Origin of the sequence: Brevibacillus thermoruber 423 (genome assembly GCF_000454065.1) — a bacterium.
GTDB lineage: Bacteria > Bacillota > Bacilli > Brevibacillales > Brevibacillaceae > Brevibacillus > Brevibacillus thermoruber.
Genome location: NZ_ATNE01000001.1, coordinates 185,347 through 207,646 on the forward strand (window position 1 = coordinate 185,347; position 22,300 = coordinate 207,646).

General features: G+C 60.8%; 22 protein-coding genes. 5 read left to right on the forward strand and 17 right to left on the reverse strand.

Annotated elements, in window-relative coordinates; all coding sequences use genetic code 11:
- The first annotated feature begins 69 nt into the window (after positions 1 to 69).
- The 3 genes from M516_RS24210 to M516_RS24215 all read left to right on the forward strand — a co-directional run bounded on the left by M516_RS24210 (position 70) and on the right by M516_RS24215 (position 1,917).
- The gene (locus tag M516_RS24210; protein ID WP_029097434.1) at positions 70 to 870 is read left to right on the forward strand and encodes a TetR/AcrR family transcriptional regulator; all 801 of its coding nucleotides are present in this window, start codon (positions 70 to 72) and stop codon (positions 868 to 870) included.
- 94 nt (positions 871 to 964) lie between these two features.
- Positions 965 to 1,651, forward strand: a complete 687-nt coding sequence (locus M516_RS22480) for an alpha/beta fold hydrolase (RefSeq protein WP_051188054.1) — start codon at positions 965 to 967, stop codon at positions 1,649 to 1,651.
- On the forward strand, positions 1,648 to 1,917 hold the full coding sequence (locus M516_RS24215; RefSeq protein ID WP_051188055.1) for an alpha/beta fold hydrolase: 270 nt from the start codon (positions 1,648 to 1,650) through the stop codon (positions 1,915 to 1,917). The genes M516_RS22480 and M516_RS24215 overlap by 4 nt, the downstream gene beginning before the upstream one ends.
- 19 nt (positions 1,918 to 1,936) lie before the next feature.
- Here the strand turns inward: M516_RS24215 and M516_RS0100915 are convergent, their stop codons facing one another.
- The 9 genes from M516_RS0100915 to M516_RS0100950 all read right to left on the reverse strand — a co-directional run bounded on the left by M516_RS0100915 (position 1,937) and on the right by M516_RS0100950 (position 12,008).
- On the reverse strand, positions 1,937 to 2,491 hold the full coding sequence (locus M516_RS0100915) for a short-chain dehydrogenase (RefSeq protein WP_238550889.1): 555 nt from the start codon (positions 2,489 to 2,491) through the stop codon (positions 1,937 to 1,939).
- 58 nt (positions 2,492 to 2,549) lie between these two features.
- Complete coding sequence (dtd, locus tag M516_RS0100920; RefSeq protein WP_029097436.1) at positions 2,550 to 2,987, reverse strand: D-aminoacyl-tRNA deacylase; 438 nt, start codon at positions 2,985 to 2,987, stop codon at positions 2,550 to 2,552.
- A gap of 49 nt (positions 2,988 to 3,036) precedes the next feature.
- On the reverse strand, positions 3,037 to 5,208 hold the full coding sequence (locus M516_RS0100925; protein WP_029097437.1) for a RelA/SpoT family protein: 2,172 nt from the start codon (positions 5,206 to 5,208) through the stop codon (positions 3,037 to 3,039).
- 265 nt (positions 5,209 to 5,473) lie between these two features.
- Positions 5,474 to 5,986, reverse strand: coding sequence for an adenine phosphoribosyltransferase (locus M516_RS0100930; protein ID WP_029097438.1), 513 nt, complete (start codon positions 5,984 to 5,986; stop codon positions 5,474 to 5,476).
- 13 nt (positions 5,987 to 5,999) lie between these two features.
- Positions 6,000 to 8,357 carry a single-stranded-DNA-specific exonuclease RecJ gene (recJ, locus tag M516_RS0100935; protein ID WP_029097439.1) on the reverse strand — a complete coding sequence of 786 codons (2,358 nt, stop codon included), beginning with the start codon at positions 8,355 to 8,357 and terminating at the stop codon, positions 6,000 to 6,002.
- Between the two features lie 65 nt (positions 8,358 to 8,422).
- Positions 8,423 to 9,367, reverse strand: a complete 945-nt coding sequence (locus tag M516_RS0100940) for a cation diffusion facilitator family transporter (RefSeq protein WP_051188091.1) — start codon at positions 9,365 to 9,367, stop codon at positions 8,423 to 8,425.
- 69 nt (positions 9,368 to 9,436) lie between these two features.
- The gene (gene secF, locus M516_RS22485; protein WP_051188056.1) at positions 9,437 to 10,369 is read right to left on the reverse strand and encodes a protein translocase subunit SecF; all 933 of its coding nucleotides are present in this window, start codon (positions 10,367 to 10,369) and stop codon (positions 9,437 to 9,439) included.
- Positions 10,359 to 11,597 carry a protein translocase subunit SecD gene (gene secD, locus M516_RS22490; RefSeq protein ID WP_035288555.1) on the reverse strand — a complete coding sequence of 413 codons (1,239 nt, stop codon included), beginning with the start codon at positions 11,595 to 11,597 and terminating at the stop codon, positions 10,359 to 10,361. The genes secF and secD overlap by 11 nt, the downstream gene beginning before the upstream one ends.
- A gap of 171 nt (positions 11,598 to 11,768) precedes the next feature.
- On the reverse strand, positions 11,769 to 12,008 hold the full coding sequence (locus tag M516_RS0100950; RefSeq protein WP_029097441.1) for a post-transcriptional regulator: 240 nt from the start codon (positions 12,006 to 12,008) through the stop codon (positions 11,769 to 11,771).
- Between the two features lie 96 nt (positions 12,009 to 12,104).
- Between M516_RS0100950 and spoVB the strand changes: the two genes are divergently transcribed.
- Positions 12,105 to 13,685, forward strand: a complete 1,581-nt coding sequence (gene spoVB / locus M516_RS0100955) for a stage V sporulation protein B (protein WP_029097442.1) — start codon at positions 12,105 to 12,107, stop codon at positions 13,683 to 13,685.
- Positions 13,686 to 13,696: 11 nt separating this feature from the next.
- On the opposite strand, the gene M516_RS0100960 is transcribed toward spoVB, so the two are convergent.
- Both M516_RS0100960 and corA read right to left on the reverse strand, forming a co-directional pair.
- Complete coding sequence (locus M516_RS0100960; protein WP_029097443.1) at positions 13,697 to 14,410, reverse strand: DUF421 domain-containing protein; 714 nt, start codon at positions 14,408 to 14,410, stop codon at positions 13,697 to 13,699.
- 95 nt (positions 14,411 to 14,505) lie between these two features.
- A complete protein-coding gene (gene corA / locus M516_RS0100965; RefSeq protein WP_029097444.1) occupies positions 14,506 to 15,483 on the reverse strand; it encodes a magnesium/cobalt transporter CorA in 978 nt (325 codons plus the stop codon).
- Between the two features lie 131 nt (positions 15,484 to 15,614).
- Between corA and M516_RS0100970 the strand changes: the two genes are divergently transcribed.
- The gene (locus tag M516_RS0100970; RefSeq protein WP_029097445.1) at positions 15,615 to 15,989 is read left to right on the forward strand and encodes a TIGR04086 family membrane protein; all 375 of its coding nucleotides are present in this window, start codon (positions 15,615 to 15,617) and stop codon (positions 15,987 to 15,989) included.
- Positions 15,990 to 16,126: 137 nt separating this feature from the next.
- Here the strand turns inward: M516_RS0100970 and yajC are convergent, their stop codons facing one another.
- The 6 genes from yajC to ruvB all read right to left on the reverse strand — a co-directional run bounded on the left by yajC (position 16,127) and on the right by ruvB (position 22,297).
- Entirely contained in the window at positions 16,127 to 16,423 is a 297-nt protein-coding gene (gene yajC / locus M516_RS0100975; RefSeq protein WP_029097446.1) for a preprotein translocase subunit YajC, read from the reverse strand.
- A gap of 18 nt (positions 16,424 to 16,441) precedes the next feature.
- Positions 16,442 to 17,572 carry a tRNA guanosine(34) transglycosylase Tgt gene (tgt, locus tag M516_RS0100980; RefSeq protein ID WP_029097447.1) on the reverse strand — a complete coding sequence of 377 codons (1,131 nt, stop codon included), beginning with the start codon at positions 17,570 to 17,572 and terminating at the stop codon, positions 16,442 to 16,444.
- Between the two features lie 96 nt (positions 17,573 to 17,668).
- A complete protein-coding gene (queA, locus tag M516_RS0100985; RefSeq protein ID WP_029097448.1) occupies positions 17,669 to 18,697 on the reverse strand; it encodes a tRNA preQ1(34) S-adenosylmethionine ribosyltransferase-isomerase QueA in 1,029 nt (342 codons plus the stop codon).
- A gap of 43 nt (positions 18,698 to 18,740) precedes the next feature.
- On the reverse strand, positions 18,741 to 20,822 hold the full coding sequence (locus tag M516_RS0100990) for a SpoIID/LytB domain-containing protein (RefSeq protein ID WP_029097449.1): 2,082 nt from the start codon (positions 20,820 to 20,822) through the stop codon (positions 18,741 to 18,743).
- A gap of 261 nt (positions 20,823 to 21,083) precedes the next feature.
- Complete coding sequence (locus M516_RS0100995) at positions 21,084 to 21,302, reverse strand: DUF2905 domain-containing protein (protein WP_029097450.1); 219 nt, start codon at positions 21,300 to 21,302, stop codon at positions 21,084 to 21,086.
- A complete protein-coding gene (ruvB, locus tag M516_RS0101000) occupies positions 21,299 to 22,297 on the reverse strand; it encodes a Holliday junction branch migration DNA helicase RuvB (RefSeq protein ID WP_029097451.1) in 999 nt (332 codons plus the stop codon). The genes M516_RS0100995 and ruvB overlap by 4 nt, the downstream gene beginning before the upstream one ends.
- Positions 22,298 to 22,300: the final 3 nt, after the last annotated feature.

The window sequence follows — 22,300 nt, forward strand, 5'->3', positions numbered from 1 at the left end:
ATTTCATGCAACCGTTATGCTGAAGACATACTCATCAGTATGGAATGAATACATGGTCGGAGAGATACGATGACGACACGCGAACGAATCATGGAAGCGGCCCGTCGGTTGGCCGCCCGCCACCCTTTTGACAAAATCAGTTTCGCCGATGTGGCGAAAGCGGCCGGCGTCCACTGGACAGCGGTGAGACGCCACTTCGGCAGCAAGCAGGAGATGAGAGCCTGGCTGGACCAACAGCAGGCGGACAGCGCGCCGTCGCTGGCCGATACGCGGACGAGCATTTTGGATGCGGCCGCCCGCGTATTCGCCCGGCTAGGGTATGCCGGAGCGTCGCTGGAGCAGGTGGCCGCCGACGCCGGAATGACAAAGGGAGCCGTCTACTGGCACTTTTCAAGCAAGAGCGATCTGTTCGCCGCCCTGTGCGAGAAGAACCTCACGCAGCAGCTCCAGGTGCTTTCGCGGCAGGCGGGGTCCGCCCTCGATTCGGCTGTTCCGGCGCAGGGGCTCGCCCGCATGCTGCAGTCGCAGTTTGCCTGCGTGGAGGAGGGACAGGGCAATCCGATGCTGTTTTTCGAATTTGTCACCGCCAGCCGTGATCCGGCGGTCGGCGAAGCGCTGCGGGCCGCGTACGGAAAGATCATCGACGGCGTTAGCGGCGTCATCGCGCTGCTGCAGGAAAGCGGCGCCGTCAAACGCGATTGCGACCCGGGCGCCTTGGCCGTTCTGTTCCAGGCGCTGATCAACGGCCTGCTGTTGGGCTGGCTGATTGATCCGGACCGCATCCGCTTTGAGCAGGTGGTGCCCGAGCTGTCCAGAGTCCTCTGGGAAGGCCTGCAGCCCTCGGCGGACGACGCCACTGCACCCGTTTGAAAGGCAAACGGGTTTTTTTCAGCAACCACATACCGATTGGTACGTTATTCTCATACGTTTACGTATGTAAAACGAATAGAAAGGGATGGTGGGGATGATGGGGATGTGTGCGATCACGGGGGTGGCGGCGGTCATGCTGGCGCTTTATGCGCACAATCAACGGGAGGTTCGCCGCGCCGAAAACGCTTTTCCGCCGCGTGGATCATTCGTCACGGCGGAAGGACTGCGCCTGCACTACGTCTGTCAGGGGGCGGGACAGCCGGTCGTGCTGCTGCACGGCGGGATTCTCTCCTCCTGCGATTACGCCGGGGTATTGGAGCTGGCCGCAGAAGTGGGCTTCCGGGCCATCGCGTTTGACCGGCCGGGCTACGGCTACAGCGAGCGGCCCCGGCGGGACATGGCGACGCCTGCGGTTCAGGCCCGCCTGCTGCGGGAGGCGCTGTCCGTCCTCAAGGCCGAACGGCCCGTCCTGGTGGCCCATTCGTGGAGCGGATCGCTCGCGCTCGCCTACGCCTTGGCCTACCCCGACGAGATCGCCGGCCTTGTGCTTTTGGCACCGGGGGCCTACGCGGGTGACGCCTACCCGGCCGGAACGGCGGACCTCTTGATCGGCCGCCTGCTGCGCGTTCCCTGGCTGGGCGGCCTGCTGGCCAACACCGTGCTTTCGCCGTTGGCGCGGCTGCTCGCCAAACCGATGGTCACGGCCGCATTTTCCCCTGACCCGGTGCCGCCGGGCTACCTGGAACGAGCCAGAGCCTTGTGGTCGAGGCAGGTCAGTTGAGGGCCAATCGCGAAGACATTTTGGCCTACGTCCGGACGGTCCCGCAGTGGGAGCCGCGATACGCCGACATCCGCACTCCGGTCGTGATCGTCGTCGGCGATGCCGATCCGTTCCACCCCGCGCTGCAAGCCGGCCGCCTGCATCGGGAGATCGGCCACTCCCGGTTGGTGGTGCTGCCCGGCACCGCCCACATGATCCCGGATGTGCGGCCGGAAGCGGTGGTGGAGGCTGTGCACATGGTGTTGAAACACAAACAGCCGAGCTAGGCTCGGCTTCGTTTCCTCTTTACACGGGCCGCCTGTCCCACGGCTCCACCTGGCCGACGACCGAGAACGGCCGGTCGCCCTGGATCGCCGCACGGACGCCGGCGGCGATCTCCTCGTTGGTCAGCCAGCGGGAGTCGTCTCCCTGCAGCCGAAACCCGAGCAGAATCCGCCGGTACAAACAGTTGGGCACGTCGGCGACGCGGGGCGGTTCCTTGTAGGCGCGGCTGCCGCAGACGTGAAACAGCCGCCATGTCCTGCGTTGCGCCGACAGTTCCTGCTGAACCGCCGGGAGCGCGTGGGGAGCGGTCGAGTGAATCCAGGCGACCACCAGATCGATTCCGCCCCGCTCGCGAACCAGTGACGCGACCGCTTCCCGAAACCGGTCCGTCTGGTGATAATCGACCGGCAGCAGGGAGAACCCCTCCGGCCTGCCGGATCGCTCCGCCAGGGCCTGCAGCTTCTTCCGGTCTCGCCCGATCACGGCCACATGGTATCCCGCTTCCTCCAGCCACAGCGAGACCCCGGCCAGCATGCCGCTCCCGCCGATCACCAACGCTTCCCGTCCCACCGCCATCCCCCTCTCCGATTCCCGTACGCTTCGCGATTAACCCGGACCTCCCGCCGTGGAAGTGTCACGACTCCACGATCAGCGTGACGGGGCCGTCGTTGACCAAACGCACTTCCATCATCGCGCCGAACCGGCCCGTCTCCACACGCAGCCCTTTTTCCCGCAGCTTGGCGTTGAACAGCTCGTACAGCGGTTCCGCCTGTTCGGGGCGGGCCGCCGCCATGAAGTTGGGCCGCCTTCCCTTGCGGCAGTCCCCGTACAGGGTAAACTGGGAGACGGACAAAATCTGTCCCTCCCGCTCCAGCACGGAGTGGTTCATTTTTCCCTCGCTGTCTTCAAAAATGCGCAGGTGAGCGATTTTGTCGGCGACAAACTCCACGTCCTTTTCGGTGTCCTCATGGGTAATGCCGACCAGGAGCACCAGCCCGTGCTCAATCTGTCCGACGATCTCTCCCCCTACGGTAACGCTTGCTTCCCTGGAGCGCTGTACCACTACGCGCATGCATGATTCTCCCTTCTCTCCCAAATGAAGAGCACCCAATCTCTCGTGATCAGGTGCTTAAAATCCGCCGAACGGAATAAATGTCTTTGATGCTTTTGATGCGTTCCACCACTTTTTGCAGGTGAGCCACATTGCTGATCGTAATGGTCATGTGGATCGTGGCGAGGCGGTTTTTGTCCGCCTTGCCGCTGACTGCGGCAATGTTGGTCTTGGTCTCCGCCACGACCTGCAGCACGTCGTTGAGCAGGCCGCTGCGGTCCTGGCCGGTGATTTCGATGTCCACGTTGTAGTTGTGCTTGGCATCGGCATCCCACTCCACGTCGATCAGCCGCTCCACGCACTCTTCCGTCAGCACGTTGGGACAGTCGCGCCGGTGAACCGATACGCCCCGGCCGCGGGTGACAAAGCCGATGATCTGATCGCCCGGGATCGGCGTGCAACATCGCGATATCCGCACCAGCAGGTTGTCCACGCCGCGCACTTTTACACCCGATTCGCTGCGTACGACCTGCGGGGACGAGCTCGGTTTGTACTCCGGTGCGGGCGGGTTCTGCTCCTCCCGCTCCCGCCGCAGCTTGTCGATCAGCCGGGTCACGATCTGCGCGGCGGTGATGCCGCCGTAGCCGACCGCGGCGAACATGTCCTCGTGCCCCTGGAAGTTGAAGCGGGCCGCCGCCTCTTTCAGGTTGGCTTCGGTCATCGCCTCCTTGACGTCGTAGCCGCGGGCCTTGATCTCCGCCTCCACCATCTGCTGCCCCTTGGCGACGTTCTCTTCCCGCTTCTCCTTTTTAAACCACTGCTTGATCTTGTTGCGGGCGTGGGCCGACTTGGCGATCTTCAGCCAATCCTGGCTGGGGCCGTACGAATGCTTGGAGGTGAGAATCTCGACGATGTCGCCCGTTTTCAGCGCGTAGTCCAGGGGGACGATCTTGCCGTTGACCTTGGCGCCAATGGTGCGATTGCCGACCGCCGAGTGAATCCGGTAGGCAAAGTCCAGCGGCACGGAGCCTTTGGGCAGTTCCACCACGTCTCCTTTTGGGGTAAAGACGAACACCGTGTCGGAGAACAAGTCCTGCTTCAGCGACTCCATGAATTCCTGGGCGTTGGGCGCCTCCTCGGAACCGCCCTGGATGATCTCGCGCAGGTTGCCCAGCTTTTCGGCAAACGAGCCCTGCACGACGCTCTTGCCTTCCTTGTAGGCCCAGTGGGCGGCGATCCCGATCTCCGCCGTTCGGTGCATCTCCCAGGTGCGGATCTGCACTTCCAGCGGCTCCCCTTTCGGCCCAATCACGGTAGTGTGCAGGGACTGGTACATGTTGGCCTTGGGCATCGCGATATAGTCCTTAAAGCGGCCCGGCATCGGCTTCCACAGCGTGTGGACGATGCCCAGCACCGCGTAACAGTCGCGGATGTCGTTGACGATGACGCGCAGCGCCAGCAGGTCGTAAATCTCGTTGAACTGCTTGTTTTGCTTGGTCATCTTCTTGTAGATGCTGTAAATGTGCTTCGGCCGGCCGGAAATCTCCGCCTCGATGTTCAGCTCTTTCAGCTTCTCCTTGATCGTGTCGGCCGCCTCGTTGATGTACGCCTCCCGCTCGGCCCGCTTTTTCTGCATCAGGTTGACGATGCGGTAGTACTGCTGCGGATTCAGGTAGCGCAGAGCCGTGTCCTCCAGCTCCCACTTGACGGAAGCGATCCCCAGCCGGTGAGCCAGCGGCGCGAAGATTTCCAGCGTTTCGTCGGAAATCTCCCGCTGTTTTTCCTCGGACATGTGGCGCAGCGTCCGCATGTTGTGCAGGCGGTCGGCCAGCTTGATCATGATGACGCGGATGTCCTGGGCCATCGCCACCAGCATCTTGCGGTGATTTTCCGCCAACTGCTCCTCCTTGGACTTGTATTTGATTTTCTCCAGCTTGGTCACGCCGTCGACCAGGAGAGCCACTTCCGAACCGAACTCTTCGCGAATGCGATCCAGCGTAATGTCGGTATCTTCCACGACGTCATGCAAAAAGCCGGCGGCGATCGTCACCGCGTCCATGTGCAGGTTGGCGAGGATCCCCGCGACGGCAATCGGATGCATGATGTACGGAACACCCGATTTGCGCACCTGACCTTCATGCGCTTGCTCCGCCAGGCGGTAGGCGCGCGTAATCAGGTCCAGATCGGTTTGGGACAAATAGCTACTTGCTTTATTCAGTACTTCTTCAACGCCGGTGCTCATAGTTCCCTTCCCTTATCCTCTCATACAGAAAACTTCCTACGAAGCCGGTTCAACCGTTCCATCTCGTCGTAAGGGTGGAATCGATACAACACGTCTATTTCATACTATTATCTTGTAAGTCGTTTGCCTTGTAAAGGTGATTCTCCCCGCAAAGTATGAAGGAACCGTGAATAGGACCACAATCGGGCAGCGGCGGCTGCCTGACGCCCTTACGGCCAAGGAAAAAAAGCTCTCCGTCCGCTGCGAGGGACAGAGAGCAACGCTGCTAGTATTGAACCAGCGACTTGACCGGAATGTCGCCCAGTTTTTGGCGTCCGTCCAGATAGGTGAGCTCGATGAAGAAGGCAGCGCCGACCACCTTGCCGCCCAACTGCTCGACCAGGTTGATCGTGGTGGTGATCGTGCCGCCGGTCGCCAGCAGATCGTCCGCGATCAGCACGCGCTGCCCGGGCTGAATGGCATCAACGTGTACAGCCAGCGCGTCCTTGCCGTACTCCAGGCTGTAGTCCGCCTTGATCGACTCGTACGGCAGCTTGCCGGATTTGCGGATCGGCACGAAGCCCAGGCCCAACGTATAGGCGAGCGGAGCGCCTACAACAAAACCGCGCGCTTCCGGTCCGGCAATCACGTCAGCCTGCATCTCGCGGGCAAACTGGGCCAGTTCGTCAATCGCCGCTTTGTAGGCAGCCCCGTCTTTCAGCAGGGTGGTAATATCCTTGAAGCGAATGCCCGGCTGAGGGAAATCAGGAATCACGCGAATGTATGATTTAAAGTCCATGAAACAATTCCTCCTACCAGGTGACAGTCTCCACCTGTTGTTGAAAATGGTGAATCAGGGCGTCGTACGAGGAAAGCAGGAGTTCCGTCGCCAGTTCCGCCTCTTCCTTCCACTCCGCATAGTAGCGGGAGCTTTCCAGCGGCCGTTTCGGCGCTTCCGGCTGCAGGCGGAAGCTCTCCGTGTCCGAGCGGACAAACTCCAGTTCCGCAAACACGGCCAGCATGCCGTCCAACACATCCCGCTTCAGCTTCAACCGACGGGCCAACGCGTCCAAATGAATCCGCTGGACGCAGGGGACCTGCAGCAAAAACTGGTACAGCGCCTTGAACTGCTCCCGCCCCGGACACGACAGCCGCTCCGCCCCCAGATCGGGATCGCCGAACAGGCAGTAGATCCGCTCCGCCTGTTCGAGGCGGGCCAGCACCCTGTTCAGGTCGCTCCGCCGCTTGGGCAGATCGTAGAGGACGACGGTCGGCAGGGCCGGCACATGACCGTCCCACGCGTCATCCGCAACGACCAGGAGCCTTCCCGGCTGCTCCGCCGCGGCCAAGCCGGCGGCCAGCGCCTCGTAGCTTTCCCGCCGGAACAGGACGGTCAGCATCTCGTGCCGGGCGGCCAACTGCCGCCACCTTTCCTGTTTGTCCCGGCACCCCCGCCAGTCAAAGACCTGTCTGTGCGGCACGGCGAGATCGCGAATCGTAAGCTGCGGTTTGCGATGGCCGTTCCACTCGTTGACGGACAGCTCCGCCAGCACCTCAAACCGCGCTTTCGGCGTCACTTCGCTCACGACATGGGCCCAGTTGAAACCGATCGCGTCCACGCTGCCGCCCTCCTTGCAGAGCGAGCATTTCAGATGGCTGTCGTCCCGGCCGATCGTGCGCATGCCGGCTGCCTCCACATCCCGCACCAGCACCAGCGGCGTGGGGTTGCCCATCCCGAACGGCGCCAGTTGTTCCAACTGCTCTGCCGTGTCGAGGCTGATCTCCGCGAGGTCCAGGGCGACATCCACCTTGGTCAGCGGCACGAAGTCTTCTTCCGTCAACCACTCGGCGGCCAGCCGGTTGAGCCGGTCGCGGAGCGGCTCGAGATTCTCGATCGGCAGCGTCATCCCCGCCGCCATCGTGTGCCCGCCGTAGTGGGGCAGCCATTCCCTGCACGCCGTCAGCGCTTCATACATGTCAAAACCGGCAATGCTGCGGGCGGATCCTTTGGCCGTTCCTTTTTCCCGATCAATGCCGAGCACGATCGTCGGCCGGTAAAACATCTCCACCAGCCGGGAAGCGACGATGCCGACCACCCCGACGTTCCAGCCTTCCTTGGCGAGGACGAGCACGCGGTTTTCGTCCAGGGGAAACTGCTCGCGCACCATCTGCACGGCCTCGTCGGTGATGGCCTGCACCAGCTCCTGCCGCTCCCGGTTGAGGTTATCCAGGATGCGGGCGCATTGGTCCGCTTCCTCAGGATCCTGCGTCGTCAGCAGTTTCACGGCTGCTTCCGCCGTCTCCAGCCGGCCGCCTGCGTTGAGACGAGGCCCGAGGGCAAAGCCGACGTGGCCCGCAGTCAATTCGCTGTCCGCCAGACCGCAGACGCGGATCAACGCCTGCAGTCCGATGTTGCGGGTCTGATTGAGCCGCTGCAGCCCGAGACGGGCGAGAACCCGATTCTCATCCACCAGCGGGACGAGGTCGGCGATCGTGCCCAGCGCGGCGAGATCGGCCAGATAGAGCGGCGGCTCTCCCAGCAGCGCATGGGCCAGCTTGAACGCCACCCCGACGCCAGCCAGCATGTCAAACGGATACGAACAGCCCGGCTTTTTCGGGTTGATCACGGCAAAGGCCTCCGGTAAAACTGCCGGAGGTTCGTGGTGGTCCGTCACGATGACGTCCAGCCCCAGTTGATTGGCAAAGGCCACCTGCTCCACCGCGCTGATGCCGGTGTCGACGGTGACGATCAGCTTGTAACCGCTTTCCTGCAGGTGGGCCAGTGCATCTTTATGTAAACCGTATCCTTCCGTAAAGCGGTTGGGGATGTAGCAGTCAAACACAGCGCCCAATTGGCGCATGACATGAACCATCAACGACGTGGAACTGACACCGTCCGCATCGTAGTCGCCGTAAATGCAAATCGGTTCGTTCCGCTCAATCGCCCGGCGAATCCGGTGCACGCTCTCTTCCATCCCGTCCAGTAGATACGGGTCGTGAAACAACTCCGGTCCTGCCTCCAGAAAGGCACGCGCCCGCTGCGGCGAATCGATGCCGCGGATGACCAGGAGCTTGGCGATCAGCGGAGACAATCCACATTCCCGGGCAATCTCGTCCGCCAGCTTCTCGTCATACGCGGCCAGTTGCCAGCGTGTTTTCGCTTTGAGCATAGGCCTTTCCTCCAATCCTCATTCATTATAGAGGAAAGGACGGGAGACTGACAACTGGCGAACATTTACGCCTGTCCGTCCGGAGGAGCCTGGACGTCCGCCGGTTTTTCCTCCGGGCGGGGATCGTACGGGTTGACGTGGACAAACACGTCGCGGACGGCGGAGAATTGGGCCATCAGTTCCCGCTTGACCTGTTTCGCGATCCGGTGGCCCGCTTCCACGGTGATGTGGGGATCGACGCCGATCTTCACGTCGACGATCTGGTAGTGGCCGTGTTCGCGTGCACGGAACGAATCGATCCGCTTCACGCCGGGCACCGCCTCGATGGAGCGGCGCAGCTCAACCGTCTCCTCTTCGTGAAGCACGTGATCGAGCGTGTTGTGAATCGATTCCATCATGATGTGGTAGGCCATCTTCAACACCAGGGCGGAGACGAAAATGCCCGCGATCGGGTCCAGGTACAAAAGCCAGGGGATGTCCAAGCGGCCGCCGAGGATCGCCCCGCCAATCCCGATCAACGCCGCAAACGAGGAAAAGACGTCGGAGCGGTGCTCCCAGGCGTTGGCAATCAGCGACGGGCTGTTCAGCTTTTTGCCCAGGTTGTACTTGTAGCGGAACATCCACTCCTTGACAATCATCGAGCCGACAGCCGCCCAGACGGCCGCCATGCCCGGCGGCTCCAACGGGGCGAACAGCGATTTGACCGACGCCGACCCGATTTCCACGCCGACCAGCGCCAACAAAACGGAGACGATAATCGCCGCCACGGATTCCGCCTTTCCGTGTCCGTACGGGTGATCCTCGTCGGGCGGACGATCCGCCGCCCGCAGTCCGATCAGGACGGCCACCGACCCGACCACATCGGAGGCGGAATGGACCGCATCGGCAATCAGCGCCTGCGATTTGGCCAGCCAGCCGATCAGCAGCTTGGCTGCGGCCAGCGCCAGGTTGCCGACGATTCCCACCCAGGCGCCAAACTGCGCCTTGGCCAAACGGTTATCCACAGCCATCGCCCCTTTCGCGGGAAGTATGGTGGAGAGAAGAAAAACCGCGGGGAAGCTCCCCCGCGGTTTCGTCACTCAGCCCTCATTTGGAGCCGGAGAAAAACGTTTCTTTTTCATTTCCCGTTCTTTCAGGGCCACCCATACCTGAGCGGCAATGAAGATGGACGAGTACGTCCCGCTCACCAGACCGAAAATCAGGGCCAGGGAGAAGTTGCGGATGCTTTCACTGCCCAGTACGGCAATCGCCAGGGCGGTGAAGAACACCGTCGCCACCGTGAAGATGGAGCGGCGCATCGTTTGCCACAGCGAGACGTTGACCAGGTGTTCCAGATCTTCCACGGTTTTGGACTTCATCGTTCTTAGGTTTTCCCGAATCCGGTCAAAAATTACGATCGTGTCGTTGATCGAATAACCGACAATCGTCAAAATCGCCGCGATGAACGTCAAATCCACTTCCAGCCGGAACACGGAGAACAGCGCGATCGGAACCAGAACGTCGTGGATCAGACCGACGATGCAGGCGATGCCAAACAGCAGTTGGAAGCGAATCGCGATGTACACGATGATTCCGACGCCGGCAATCGCTACGGCAATTGCCGCTTTTTGCACCAGTTCGCGGGCGATGCTCGGATCAACCATCGCTTCCTGCTTGGTTACCTGCGGCCCGTACTTGTCCTTCAGTGCCTTTTCCAGCGCTTTCAGCTTTTCAGCGTCCACCGTCTGGTCAAAACGGGTCTGTGCCTGATGGTCGCCATAGGGCGTTACATGGGTGAAGACGGTATTCGGCACGTGCTGCTTGATCAACTGTTCCACGTCGGCCGGATTAAACTCTTTGCCGATGTAGATGTCGAGGCGGGTCCCCGCCTTGAAGTCGACCCCCAGGTTCAATCCCATAAACAGCGTGACAAGCAGGCCCAGGACGAGAATGGCACCGGAAAAGAGAAAGAACTTCCGCCGGTTTTTGACGATGTCAAATTTGACAATATCTTCGTGTCGTTTAGAGCTCACCGATCTCACTCTCCTTTACCCCGAACCAGAACGGCTTCTTGATCATGTTGGAGCGGACGAGCAGCCACAACAGGAAGCGGGAACCAAACACGTTGGTGATGACGCTGACGATCAGCGTCATGGCCAGCACGATCGCGAACCCTTGGATGGAGCTTGTCCCGAAGTAGAACAGCACCGCTGTCGCGATCAGCGTGGTCACGTGCGCGTCGATGATCGTGATCAACGAACGGCGTTCCCCCGCACGGAACGCAGACAGAATCGTCTTTCCGGCGCGAATCTCTTCCTGAATGCGTTCGTAGGTAATAATGTTGGCGTCCACCGCCATCCCGACGGAGAGAATGAAACCGGCGATCCCCGGCAGGGTGAGCGTCGCGTCCATCCAGTCAAGCACGACGAGACAGAAGTAGGTAAACGCGACAAGCGTGATGTTGGCGATCAGACCGGGCAGACGGTACACCAGCAGCATGAACACGATGATCAGCGCGGCGCCCACGTAGCCGGCGTAGATCGTTTTTTGCAGCGCCAGCGTACCGAGCGACGCGCCGACCGAGGTCACCTGCTTCTCGATCAGTTTCGCCGGCAGGGCGCCCGAATTGAGGATGTCAGCCAGTTCCTGCGCCGACTCCTGCGTGTAGTTGCCGGTGATTTGGGCGCTTCCGCCGGTAATCACGTTTTGGATGACCGGATTGGTCAGCAGGTTGTCGTCCAGGTAAATGGCCATATGTTTGCCCAGATTGGCCCGGGTGATGTCTTCCAGCTTTTTCGGGTCGGAAATTTTCAATGTCACGACCGGACGTTTCAGGTCGTCGTATCCGACGCCCGCACCGCCCGGGGCAAGGTCGCTTCCGCGCAGGAGCACGTTGCCCTTTTCGTCGCGGAACTCCAGCACCGCCGGTTTGCCGATCAACTCGCGCAGCTCGTCCTGATTGGCCTTCTCGGACGCGATCTTGACGCGGATGCGGTTGGGCAGCTCCGTCTCAATCACGGGTTCCGCCACGCCCCCGATGTTGACCCGCTTTTCGACCATGCTCGCGGTCGCTTTCAACAATTCGATATCCACTTTTTGGTTTGGCTCCAGCGGCTCTACGACGTAGAGAATTTCAAAGCCGCCCTGCAGGTCCAAACCAAGCCGGATCTTGCCTGCCACCTGCTGGGTCGTTGTGGTGATGAGCGTGGCCAGCATGCCCACGACGACCAGGAACAGGAGGAATCTTCCCCATTTGATCATGTAGTAATACCCCTCTTTCCTTCCAGGGTTCCGTCAGAAGACGCAAACCAATATGCCCATTATAGCGAAGTGGAAAAAAACGTGTCAATTTTTGCTGGAAAGCAAAACCATGGCAACCAACCCCTTGTCGTACGCATCAGCCTACTTTTACGAATGTTGAGGCGAAAAGTTTCACTGGGATTGCTTGTACATTTGCAGCATCAGCCAGTTCATGTACTTGGTCGGTTTCAGCGACAGGATGTCGTTGACCAGGCGGTGCAGGGGCGGAATTTCCTTGTATGCGGCGGTGACGCACTCCCAGACGTCCTCCGCCGTGACGTTTTCGTAGCCGAGCAGGGCGAATTCCTCTGCCTTGCTTTCGCACAGGCCGGCCACCTGTGCGTACCATTCCCGTTTGCGCTGCTCGTCCATCTGCTCTCCCCCTCAAAGTAGTCATGCCGTGAGCGGCACGTCCATATTCTTATAGTACGAACTGTTCACGAAATTTGGGCGGTAAAGGAGCCTGCCATGAGACAGTCTTTCTTTTACGGAACGGTCATCCTCATCATCGCGGGCGGCGTGACCAAGGTGCTCGGCTTTGCCAACCGCATCGTCCTGTCGCGCTTGATCGGCGCGGAAGGGATGGGCTTGTACCAGATGGTGGTTCCCCTGCTGTATTTTTTCATCACGGTCACCACGTTTGGTCTGCCCGTCGCCATCGCCAAGCAGGTGGCGGAAACGGAGGCGGCGCAGGACAGCCGGCAGAGCCGCCGGTTCCTGCTGCTCGCGCTGGCGGTCACCGGGGGAATCAGCCTGATCCTGTGCTCGCTTTTGCTCGCGCTGTCCGGGCGCATCTCGCAGCTGCTGTTTGCCGATGCGCGGGCGGACATCGTCCTCTTGGCCGCGGTGCCGGTGATCCCGATCGCCAGCATTTCGATGGTGCTGCGCGGCTATTTTCAAGGCAAACACAACATGACGCCGACCGCCGTCTCGCAGTTGGTGGAGCAGGTGGTCCGCATGGTGCTGGTGGTCGTGATGACGCTCGCCTTTCTGCCGCTCGGCATCCAATACGCCACCGCAGGCGCCGTCGGCAGCATCATTTTCGGCGAAGCGGCCGGCCTTCTGTACATTCTCTGGCAGTACCGGCGGTCCAGCCGGAACACGGCGGCGCGCGTCTGGGAACAGCCGCTGCTGGCTGTATTTTCACAGAGCCGGAAGAGCCTGCGCCAGTTGTTCAGCGTATCGCTTCCCGTCACCCTGAGCAGGATCGTCGGCTCGATCGCCTATGTGCTGGAGCCGATGATCGTGCCGTTCGCCCTGGTGATGTCCGGAGTGTCGACGACGGTCTCGACCAGCCTGTACGGTCAATTCGCCGGGATGGCCGTCCCTCTGCTCTTGTTTCCTACGTTTTTAACCTATTCCTTGTCCGTTTCGCTCGTTCCTGCCGTGGCGGAAGCGTCCTATCAAAAAAATGCTCCTCTCGTGCATCGGCGCATCTACCAGGCGATGCGGATCACACTCGTCATCGGAGCACCGTGTACCGTCCTGCTGTACATTTTTGCCGAGCCGCTCAGCGGGCTGCTTTACAACAACCCGGACGTGGGGCTGCTTGTGAAGGAGATGGCGCCGTTTTCCGTCTTCCTCTTTTTCCAGGCGCCGCTGGCGGCTGCGCTGCAGGGTCTTGATTACGCGCAGGTGGTCTTCCGCAACACGCTGATCGGCGCCGTTGTCAAGACAGCCGCGATGTTTGTCTTCACCGTCCAGCCCCAGTTCGGCATTCACGGAGCGGTGATCGCGCTCAACATCAACATCACGCTGGTCACGCTCCTGCACCTCGCCAGCCTGGTCAAGGTGATCGGCTTCACCGTGAACGTGCTGGAGCTGTGCAAGATCGGCGCGGCGATGGTGGCCATGGGATACGCCGGTTCGTACATGGCCGCCCACTGGTTTGCCGACGCGCCGGTCATCCGGCTGCTCCTCCTCTGCTCCGCCGCCAGCACGCTTTTGTACCTGGTGCTGCTCGTGGCGATGCGGATTCTGGGCAAACAGGACGTCCGCCGCATCCCCTGGATCGGCGAACAGTTGGCCATCTTTTTCCCCCGGCGCTGACGCCTTTTTCGTCAATGCAGCGGTTTGTCCTTGGTGTCGAGGTAGATGATCCCCCGCTCGTCGATGCTGCAGAACGAGACATCGCGGATGTCCTTGATCCCGTACTTGCGGATTTCCCGTTTCAGCCACAGCTTGTTCTGGCCGATTTTTCCCAGCGCCTCTTCCCGCACCTGGCCGTCCAGGATCAGCGGGATCGGCAGCCCCGTAAACGTCACCCCGCCCTGCGGTTTCGGATCCGGCAGCTTCAGGTCTTCCCGGGTCAGCGGGTGCTTCAACCGTTTGGGAAAGACGCTCATCTGCCCGGTCGGCTCCAGAACGGCAAATTCCACGTCCGCCAGGTTCTTGATGTTCTTCTGCCGCAGGTGAACCATCAGGTCGTCAAAGGTGAGCCGGTTGCGCCGCATCGCGTCTTCGCGAATCTGGCCGTTTTCAATGATCAAGTCGGCCGAACCGTCAACCACGTCGCGAAACTTCTTGTTTTTCAGCGACAGATACGCCATGCCGACTTCCAGCAGTCCGATCAGCAGCATCGGGATATAGAACAGGAACGCCCGTTTGTCGATTTCTTCAATCGCCAGCACCGCCATCTCCGCCAGCATAATGGAGATGACGACGTCAAAGACGGACAGTTTTCCCAATTCCCGCTTGCCCATCAGGCGCAGCAGGACCAGGAGAAAGAAATAGGAAAACAGGGTGCGCATCAGCGCGGTTGTCAGATCTTCCATTTCCGTCGGCCTCCCCACGCAGAGTTTGACGTTAGTCTCCGCGGGAGGCCGTGCGAGTATAAGCGCCAATTTTGCCTAATCCCCACCCGGCTGCGCTACAGCCACTTTCGCTTGCGGAAGATGTGCAGCATGGCAAAGGTCATGCCGATCATGACGACGAGGGCGGTGATCAGCATGTACGGTTCCGCCTCCGGGCCCAGCCAGCTGAACGTGTTCATTCCGAACAATCCGGTGATGAACGTCAGCGGCAGAATGATCGTGGAGATGATCGTCAGCACGCGCATCGTCTCGGTGGTCTTGGCGCTGATGATCGTGTAGTAGGTGTCCAGCGCGCCGTTGACCAGGTCGCGGAACGTCTCCGTGGAGTCGGCAATCCGCTCCAGGTGATCCGTCAGGTCGCTGTAGAACGGAACGTTTTCCTCGGATATGTCAAACGAATAGCGTCCGTTGACATTGGCGAAAATGCGCTTCTGCGGTAAAATCACGCGACGAATCAAAATAATCGTTCGCTTCAGCGCCAGGAATTCTTCCGTGATCTCCTCCATCTTGTGCTCGAAGATCTCGTCTTCCAGCTCGTCGATCCGCACGCTGATCCTGTCCATGATCGGGAAGTACTCGTCGGTGATGCCGTCCACAATCGCGTACAGCAGGTAGTCGGGACCGCGGTTCAGATAGGAGATGTTCCGGTGGCACATGGCCGCGATTCGGCCGATCGTGTTCATCGGCGACTTGTGAATCGTGACGATGTAATTGGGACCGAGAAAAACGTTCAGTTCCACCGTGGTGATTTCGTCGTCGCTCTCTTCGTTGTAGCGCAGGGCATGAAACACGAAAAAGTAGTAGTCGTCGTACTTGTCTACCTTGGCACGCGGGCTGACGTGCAGGCAGTCTTCAATCGCCAGCGGGTGGAAGTCAAAGATTTTGGCAATGTACTGCAGTTCATTGTTCCCCACATCGTACAGATCAATCCAAAGCAAATCTTCCGGTGACTTCAGCCATTCGTCCTTTTTGCTCAGGTCGACATCGTGGTACATCTTCTGTTCCGAGTGGTTGTAAAAGTAAGTCTTGATCACGTATTCCTCACCCCCCGTCTGGTTCCTCATCCATCATACGAAAATTCCTTCCGATGTTCAACGCGAAGATGAATACGCCGCCCAAGCCTGTCATATAGATGGTACAAACTGACCAGTGAGGAGGGTTATCCGTGCGGAGTGCTTCCACCTCGGTGTTTACGGGTCTGTTGTACACGCTCGGTCTGGTGCTGACGGGCGCTCTCCTGGCCGCCCTGCTGCTGTCCTTTACCAACCTGCGCGAAAGCTCCCTGCCGTACTTCACCTACGCGATCAACGCGCTGGGCCTGCTGTTGGGCGGCTACGTCACAGGGCGCCGCTGCGGAGGAAAAGGCTGGTATTACGGCGGTCTGACCGGTCTGTCCTACTTCCTGCTCGTGCTTTTGATCGGGTTTTTGGGCTTCGACGCGACCATGCAGTGGAACACCCTGGTGTACCTGCTGGGAGCGTTTGTGACGGCGGCCGTCGGCGGCATATTCGGCGTCAACTCCGCTTCCAAGCGGTATTGAACCGGTTCACGGAAGGGGTTCGCGGGACCACGTCCGCAGGCGGCATCCGGTCTCGCCCCGCGTCCGGGCCCGAGGGCAAACAAGAAAAACATCCGGCACCTTTGCGTGAGGCCGGATGTTTTCGCGTGGACGGCGGCTTACTTCGACTCTTCCTTCGATTCCGCAGCCGGTTCGCTTGCGGACACCACGTTGTTGACGGCGCCGCGGTCAAACGTGACGTGGACGTTGTGGGCGATCCGCAGCGTGACGGTATCGTCCGACAGATCCTGAATCGTGCCGTGCATGCCGCCGATGGTTACGACTTTATCTCCTTTTTTCAGCGCCGCCAGCATGGCGTTGCGCTGTTTCTGCCGCTTCTGCTGCGGGCGGATCAAGAGGAAATAGAAGATCGCAAACATGATGATGATGGGCAGAAAGCTTTGCAGTTGTTGCATGATTGTCCTCCTTTTTGCTTAGAAAGATCTATCTTCACTCAATCCGTATTGAGCGAAAAACTGGTCGCGGAAATCGCGCAGCCGGTCTTCGGCAATCGCCTGACGCACCTGTTCCATCAGCTTTACCAGAAAATACAGGTTGTGATATGTGGTGAGCCGGACGCCAAAGATTTCGTCCGCCTTGATCAGATGGCGGATGTAGGCGCGGGTGTAGTTTTTGCAGGTGTAGCAGTCGCAGTTCGGGTCCAGCGGGGTGAAGTCGCGGGCGTACTTCGCGTTGCGGATCACCAGCCGGCCCTGGCTTGTCATGCATGTCCCGTTGCGGGCAATGCGGGTGGGCAGCACGCAGTCAAACATGTCGATGCCGCGGATTGCTCCCTCGATCAGCGCGTCCGGGGAACCCACGCCCATCAGGTAGCGCGGCTTGCCGGACGGCAGCAGCGGCACCGTATGCTCCAGCACCTCGTACATCAACGAAAACGGTTCGCCGACGCTCAATCCTCCGATCGCGTACCCGGGAAAATCGAGCGAGACGAGGTCGCGGGCGCTCTGCTCGCGCAAATCCTTGTACATGCCTCCCTGCACGATGCCGAACAGCGCCTGGTCCTCTGGCCGGGTGTGGGCTTTCAGGCAGCGCTCCGCCCAGCGCGTGGTCCGCTCCATCGACTGCTTCACGTAATCGTATTCGGCCGGGTACGGCGCGCACTCGTCAAACGCCATGAAGATGTCGGCGCCGAGCGCATTTTGTATCTGAGTCGCTTCTTCCGGTCCGATAAACAGCTTCTCCCCGTTCAGGTGGGAGCGAAAGAAGACGCCTTCTTCCGTGATCTTGCGCAAATTGCTCAGGCTGAACACCTGAAATCCGCCGGAGTCGGTCAAAATCGCCCGGTCCCAGTTCATGAAGCCGTGCAACCCGCCCGCCTCCCGGACAATTTCGTGACCGGGCCGAAGAAACAGGTGATAGGTGTTGCTCAGGATGATGCCGGCACCGATCTCCTTCAGTTCCTCCGGACTCATCGCCTTGACGGTCGCCTGCGTTCCCACCGGCATGAACACGGGGGTGTCAATGGTCCCGTGCGGCGTATGCAGCTTGCCAAGCCGCGCCCCCGTCTGCTTGCAGGTTTTGATCAATTCGTAGCGTACAGCCAATCTGTGTGCACTCCTCAACCTCTGGATGTAATTCTCACCTATTATATAGAAACTGGCAGCTTTTCACAAGGAAAAACCGGGGGTGAGCCCCCGGTTTTACAAAATCAGCATGGCATCTCCGAAACTGAAAAAGCGGTATTCCTCGGCAACCGCGGTCCGGTAAGCCCGCAGCACGTTTTCCCGGCCGGCCAGCGCGCTGACCAGCATGACCAGCGTCGACTTGGGCAGGTGGAAGTTGGTCAACAGGCCGTCGATAATCCGGAACTGGTAGCCCGGATAGATGAAAATGTCCGTCCAGCCCGATCCGGCCGCCAGCCTGCCGTCGTGCAGCCCGCCCACCGTCTCCAGCGTCCGGCAGGAGGTGGTGCCGACCGCGATGACGCGCCTGCCTTCCGCCTTGGCCCGGTTGACCGTCTCGGCGGTCTCCGGCGGAATGTCGTAATACTCGGCGTGCATCACGTGCTCTTCGACGACATCAGCGGTGACCGGGCGGAACGTGCCCAATCCGACGTGCAGCGTGACATAGGCGATCTCGACGCCCTTTTCCGCAATCCGCCGCAGGTACTCCTCGGTAAAGTGAAGGCCTGCCGTCGGAGCGGCCGCCGATCCCCGTTCACGAGCGTACACCGTCTGATAGCGCTCCTGGTCTTCCAACTGTTCGTGGATATACGGCGGCAGCGGCATGGTGCCGAGCTGGTCCAGAATCTCGTAAAATATCCCTTCGTATTGAAAACGGACAATGCGCCCGCCCGTCTCCGTCACTTCTTCGCAGACGCAGCGCAGCAGTCCGCCGCCAAAAACCACTTCCGTCCCCGGTTTCACCCGCTTGCCCGGCTTGACCAGCGTCTCCCAGCGGTCGCCGCCGAGCGACTTGAGCAGGAGCACTTCGATTTTGGCTCCCGTCCCCGCCTTTTCCCCGATCAGGCGGGCGGGCAGCACGCGGCTGTCGTTGAGCACCAGCACATCGCCCGGCCGCAGGTATTCCACCAAATCCGTAAAGCGGCGGTGCGCCATCTCCCCTGTCCGCTTGTCGAGGACAAGCAGTCGGGACGCCGTCCGATCCTTCAGGGGATGCTGCGCTATCAGCCGTTCCGGCAGTTCAAAATCAAAGAGTTGTACGTCCACAATTCCGACTCCTCATCTGCAGTTCAACGAGCCGCGACCGCAATCACGGCTCGATTGTCACATCCTGGTAGTAGTGTTGCAAGATTTGCTTGTAGTCATACCCGTTCTCCGCCATCGCCTTCGCGCCGTATTGAGAGACGCCGAGGCCGTGGCCAAAGCCGTTGCCGCGGAACAGGAACATCTGCCGCTTGCTGAGCGTGCGCCAGTCGCCGGTGCCGCTGTAAATCAGGAACTGGTCGCTGTAGCCGTTGGCCGAAGCCGGCTCCCATCCGTCGGCCCCGATCGCCGCCACGCTGCCGCCCCGCGTGTACTCGCGCCGTTTGCCGTCCGCGCCCAGCACCGTAAACGTCCCCATTTCTTCCACGTCAAACTTGGTGCTGCGCAAACCGCTTCCGCCCTGGGTGAAGATCGAGCGGTGCGCGTCCGGCGACGACACCTTGAGCGTCACGCCGTTCGCCTCCATTTCCAGCACACGTCCCGACGGCCCCCGTTTGGTGACGACAAGCGACTCCACCGATCCGCCGACCCGCGGTGCCTTGTTGCGATCCTGGCTGGCGTTGACCATCGCCGCCACTTCTTCCGGCGTATACGGTCCCCGGGTCCAGGCGTAGGCGTTCTCTTCCGGTTCCTCCCGGATGATCGTCACCTGCGTCCCTGCCGGAAGCGTGGAGAGTACGCGGTGGTAGGTGGTGCTGGGGCCGGAACGCAAGTTGGTCCCCTCCGTCGCGATCACGGCCTGCTTCAATCCCACGGGATTGACGCCCCCGTTCAACCGGACGAGGTCGCTGCGCACATACCCCAGGGTGCCGTCCGGCAGCGACACGTAGTACCAGCGGTTGGCCGTTTCCAGCGGTCCGCGGTCCTCGCTCGGCACGGGACGGAGGTAAGGAACGGGATTGCCCCACACTTCCGTACCGTCGGCGGACATGCCGCCGGCGTTGGAATAGAACAAGGCTTCAGCCAGTTTCCCCCTGTACTTGATCACTTCGCCTTCCGTCTGGTCGACGGCCTGGCGGATATCGGCCGACTCCCGCCCGTACCCGTAGTACGCCTGCTCGTACACGGTGTCGGATACGTTGGCGACGCCGTACTTGTTCCCTTGGCCGAGCGCCCGCGTGCGGGCCAGCACGGCCTGCGACTTGAGCGCTTCCAGCGGCCAGCCCGGAGCCATTTCCGAGCCGACCACGCCGTACAGATACTGCTCCAGCGGCAGTTCATTGACGACCGTCAGATGCCCGTTGTACTCGGACAGCTCGATTTTCCCCCGGTACTTGCGCTGGTCCCGCTCCTCCACGCCGATCAGCGGCAGGGCGCCTCCCTTCTTCGGCTCCACGATCAGCTTGGCTTGCGGCGAAAACGCGTATTTCCAAATGGTCTCGGAGCCGTACACGTCCTTTTTCAGCACCGCGTACGAACGCCCCGCCGCTGCCCGGTAGGAATAGCCGGGCTTGGCCGCCGCCGCTTTTTGCGCCAGGCGCTGGAGAGCGTCCTGGCTTACCTCGTCTCCGATCCACACAGCGTACTCCAGCTTGCCGCCGTCCGCCAGCAGCACCGGGTACGCCGGGAGTCCTGCGGCAGCCAGCGCCGTCTGCGCATCCAACGCCTGCTGCCAACTGCCGAAGCGGCCCGCTTCCAGCCTCATCGGCCCTTTGACCGCCGGCTGCTGCCCGATCGCCTGGGCGATTGTCTGGGCCTGGGCTGCCGCCGCCTGATACGTGTCGTACGTGCCGCTGACCACCTGGTACAGCGTCTGTCCGCCCCGCTGCACCACCTGGATGGAGGCGTCCCACTTGCGCTGGCTGAGCTGCTGCGCCACCTGCTGGGCCCGGTTGAGGTCGCCCGTTTCCGTCACCAGCAGGTGATATTCGTCCACGCGAAAACGCGCCGCATCCTGCCCCAGGGCAGGCAGTTTTGCCGTCCCCTCGCTGCCGCGCAGCGTCACCTCCAATCCCGTGCCGCTGGTCAGCGTCACTGTCGGCACCACGCCGCGGTACCCTTGTCCGATATCGATGAACAGCGCGACCCTTATGCTGGGGTCGGCCGCCTCCACGGGAACCTGTCCCGCCAGAAGCGCCGCCGACAGCAGGCCGGCCGTTAGGACTTTCCCCATCCAACGCTTGCACATGCCGTCTCGTCCTTCCTCTCCGATGATTTGTTGCGCGTCGAAAAATGGCATCAACTCCCATGTTTTTTCGACAAAATCGCGATTTTTCCTGCCCCGTTTGCGAATTTGGGACCGGGAGAGGGGAAAAAGACCGATGTTCGGGAAGGGACGGCCGGCGGGTTGCCGGTAAAACGGGATACTCTGATCGCTTGCTTGTTTTTCCGGCCGTACAACAAAAGGAGCCCGCTCTTCAAACGAAGGGCAGGCTCCCGTCTTTCATGGCTATTTGAACAGGCGGAACAAATAGCCGGCCAATGACAGCAGAATGCTGATCACAATGCAGGTGACGATGGGAAAGTAGAACTTTACGTTTTCCTTTTCCACCACGATGTCTCCGGGCAGGCGCCCGAGCGGCAGAAAGCGGCCGCCCAGCTGCCACAACAGACCGATTGCGATCAGCACGGCTCCTCCAATGATCAGCAGTTTGGCTACCGGATTCACGCTTTCATCTCCCGACCAAAGTGTTGATAAGCCAGCGGCGTCACCACGCGGCCGCGGGGGGTCCGCTGCATGAAGCCGATTTGCAGCAGGTACGGCTCGCAGACGTCCTCAATCGTCTGCCCTTCCTCTCCGATGGTGGCGGCAATCGTGTCCAACCCGACCGGCCCCCCGTCAAACCGGTCGATGATCGCCAGCAGCAGTTTGTGGTCGATGTGGTCCAGTCCGCAGGCATCCACCTGCAGTCGTTCCAGCGCTTCGCGGGCAATCTCCGCGGTAATCACGCCCTCTCCCTGCACCTGGGCGAAATCGCGCACCCGTTTCAACAGCCGATTGGCCACCCGGGGCGTTCCCCGCGAGCGTTTGGCAATCTCTTCGGCACCGCCCTCGGTGATGCCGATCTGCAGAATGTCGGCGGCCCGGGTGACGATGAACGTCAGTTCGGGAACGGTGTAGAACTCCAGCCGGTTGACCACGCCGAAGCGGTCCCGCAGCGGCGACGAGAGCATCCCCGCCCGGGTGGTGGCCCCGACCAGCGTGAACGGCGGCAGGTCCAGCCGGACGCTGCGGGCGCTTGGCCCTTTGCCGATGACAATGTCCAAGGCAAAGTCCTCCATCGCCGGGTACAGCACTTCTTCCACGCTGCGGTTGAGCCGATGGATCTCGTCGATGAAGAGCACGTCGCCCTCCTGCAGATTGGTGAGCAGCGCGGCCAGATCGCCGGGACGTTCGATCGCCGGGCCGGAGGTGGTGCGGATGTTTACCCCCAGTTCGTTGGCGATGATTTGCGACAAGGTGGTTTTGCCGAGGCCGGGCGGACCGTACAGCAGGACGTGGTCCAGCGCCTCCTTGCGCATTTTGGCCGCCTCGATGAACACCTTCAGATTATCCTTTACCTGCTGCTGTCCGATGTATTCGTTCAGATAGCGGGGACGCAGGCTCAGCTCCGCCGCATCCTCTTCCGCATGCATCTGCGTCGTAATGATGCGATGATCCAACTC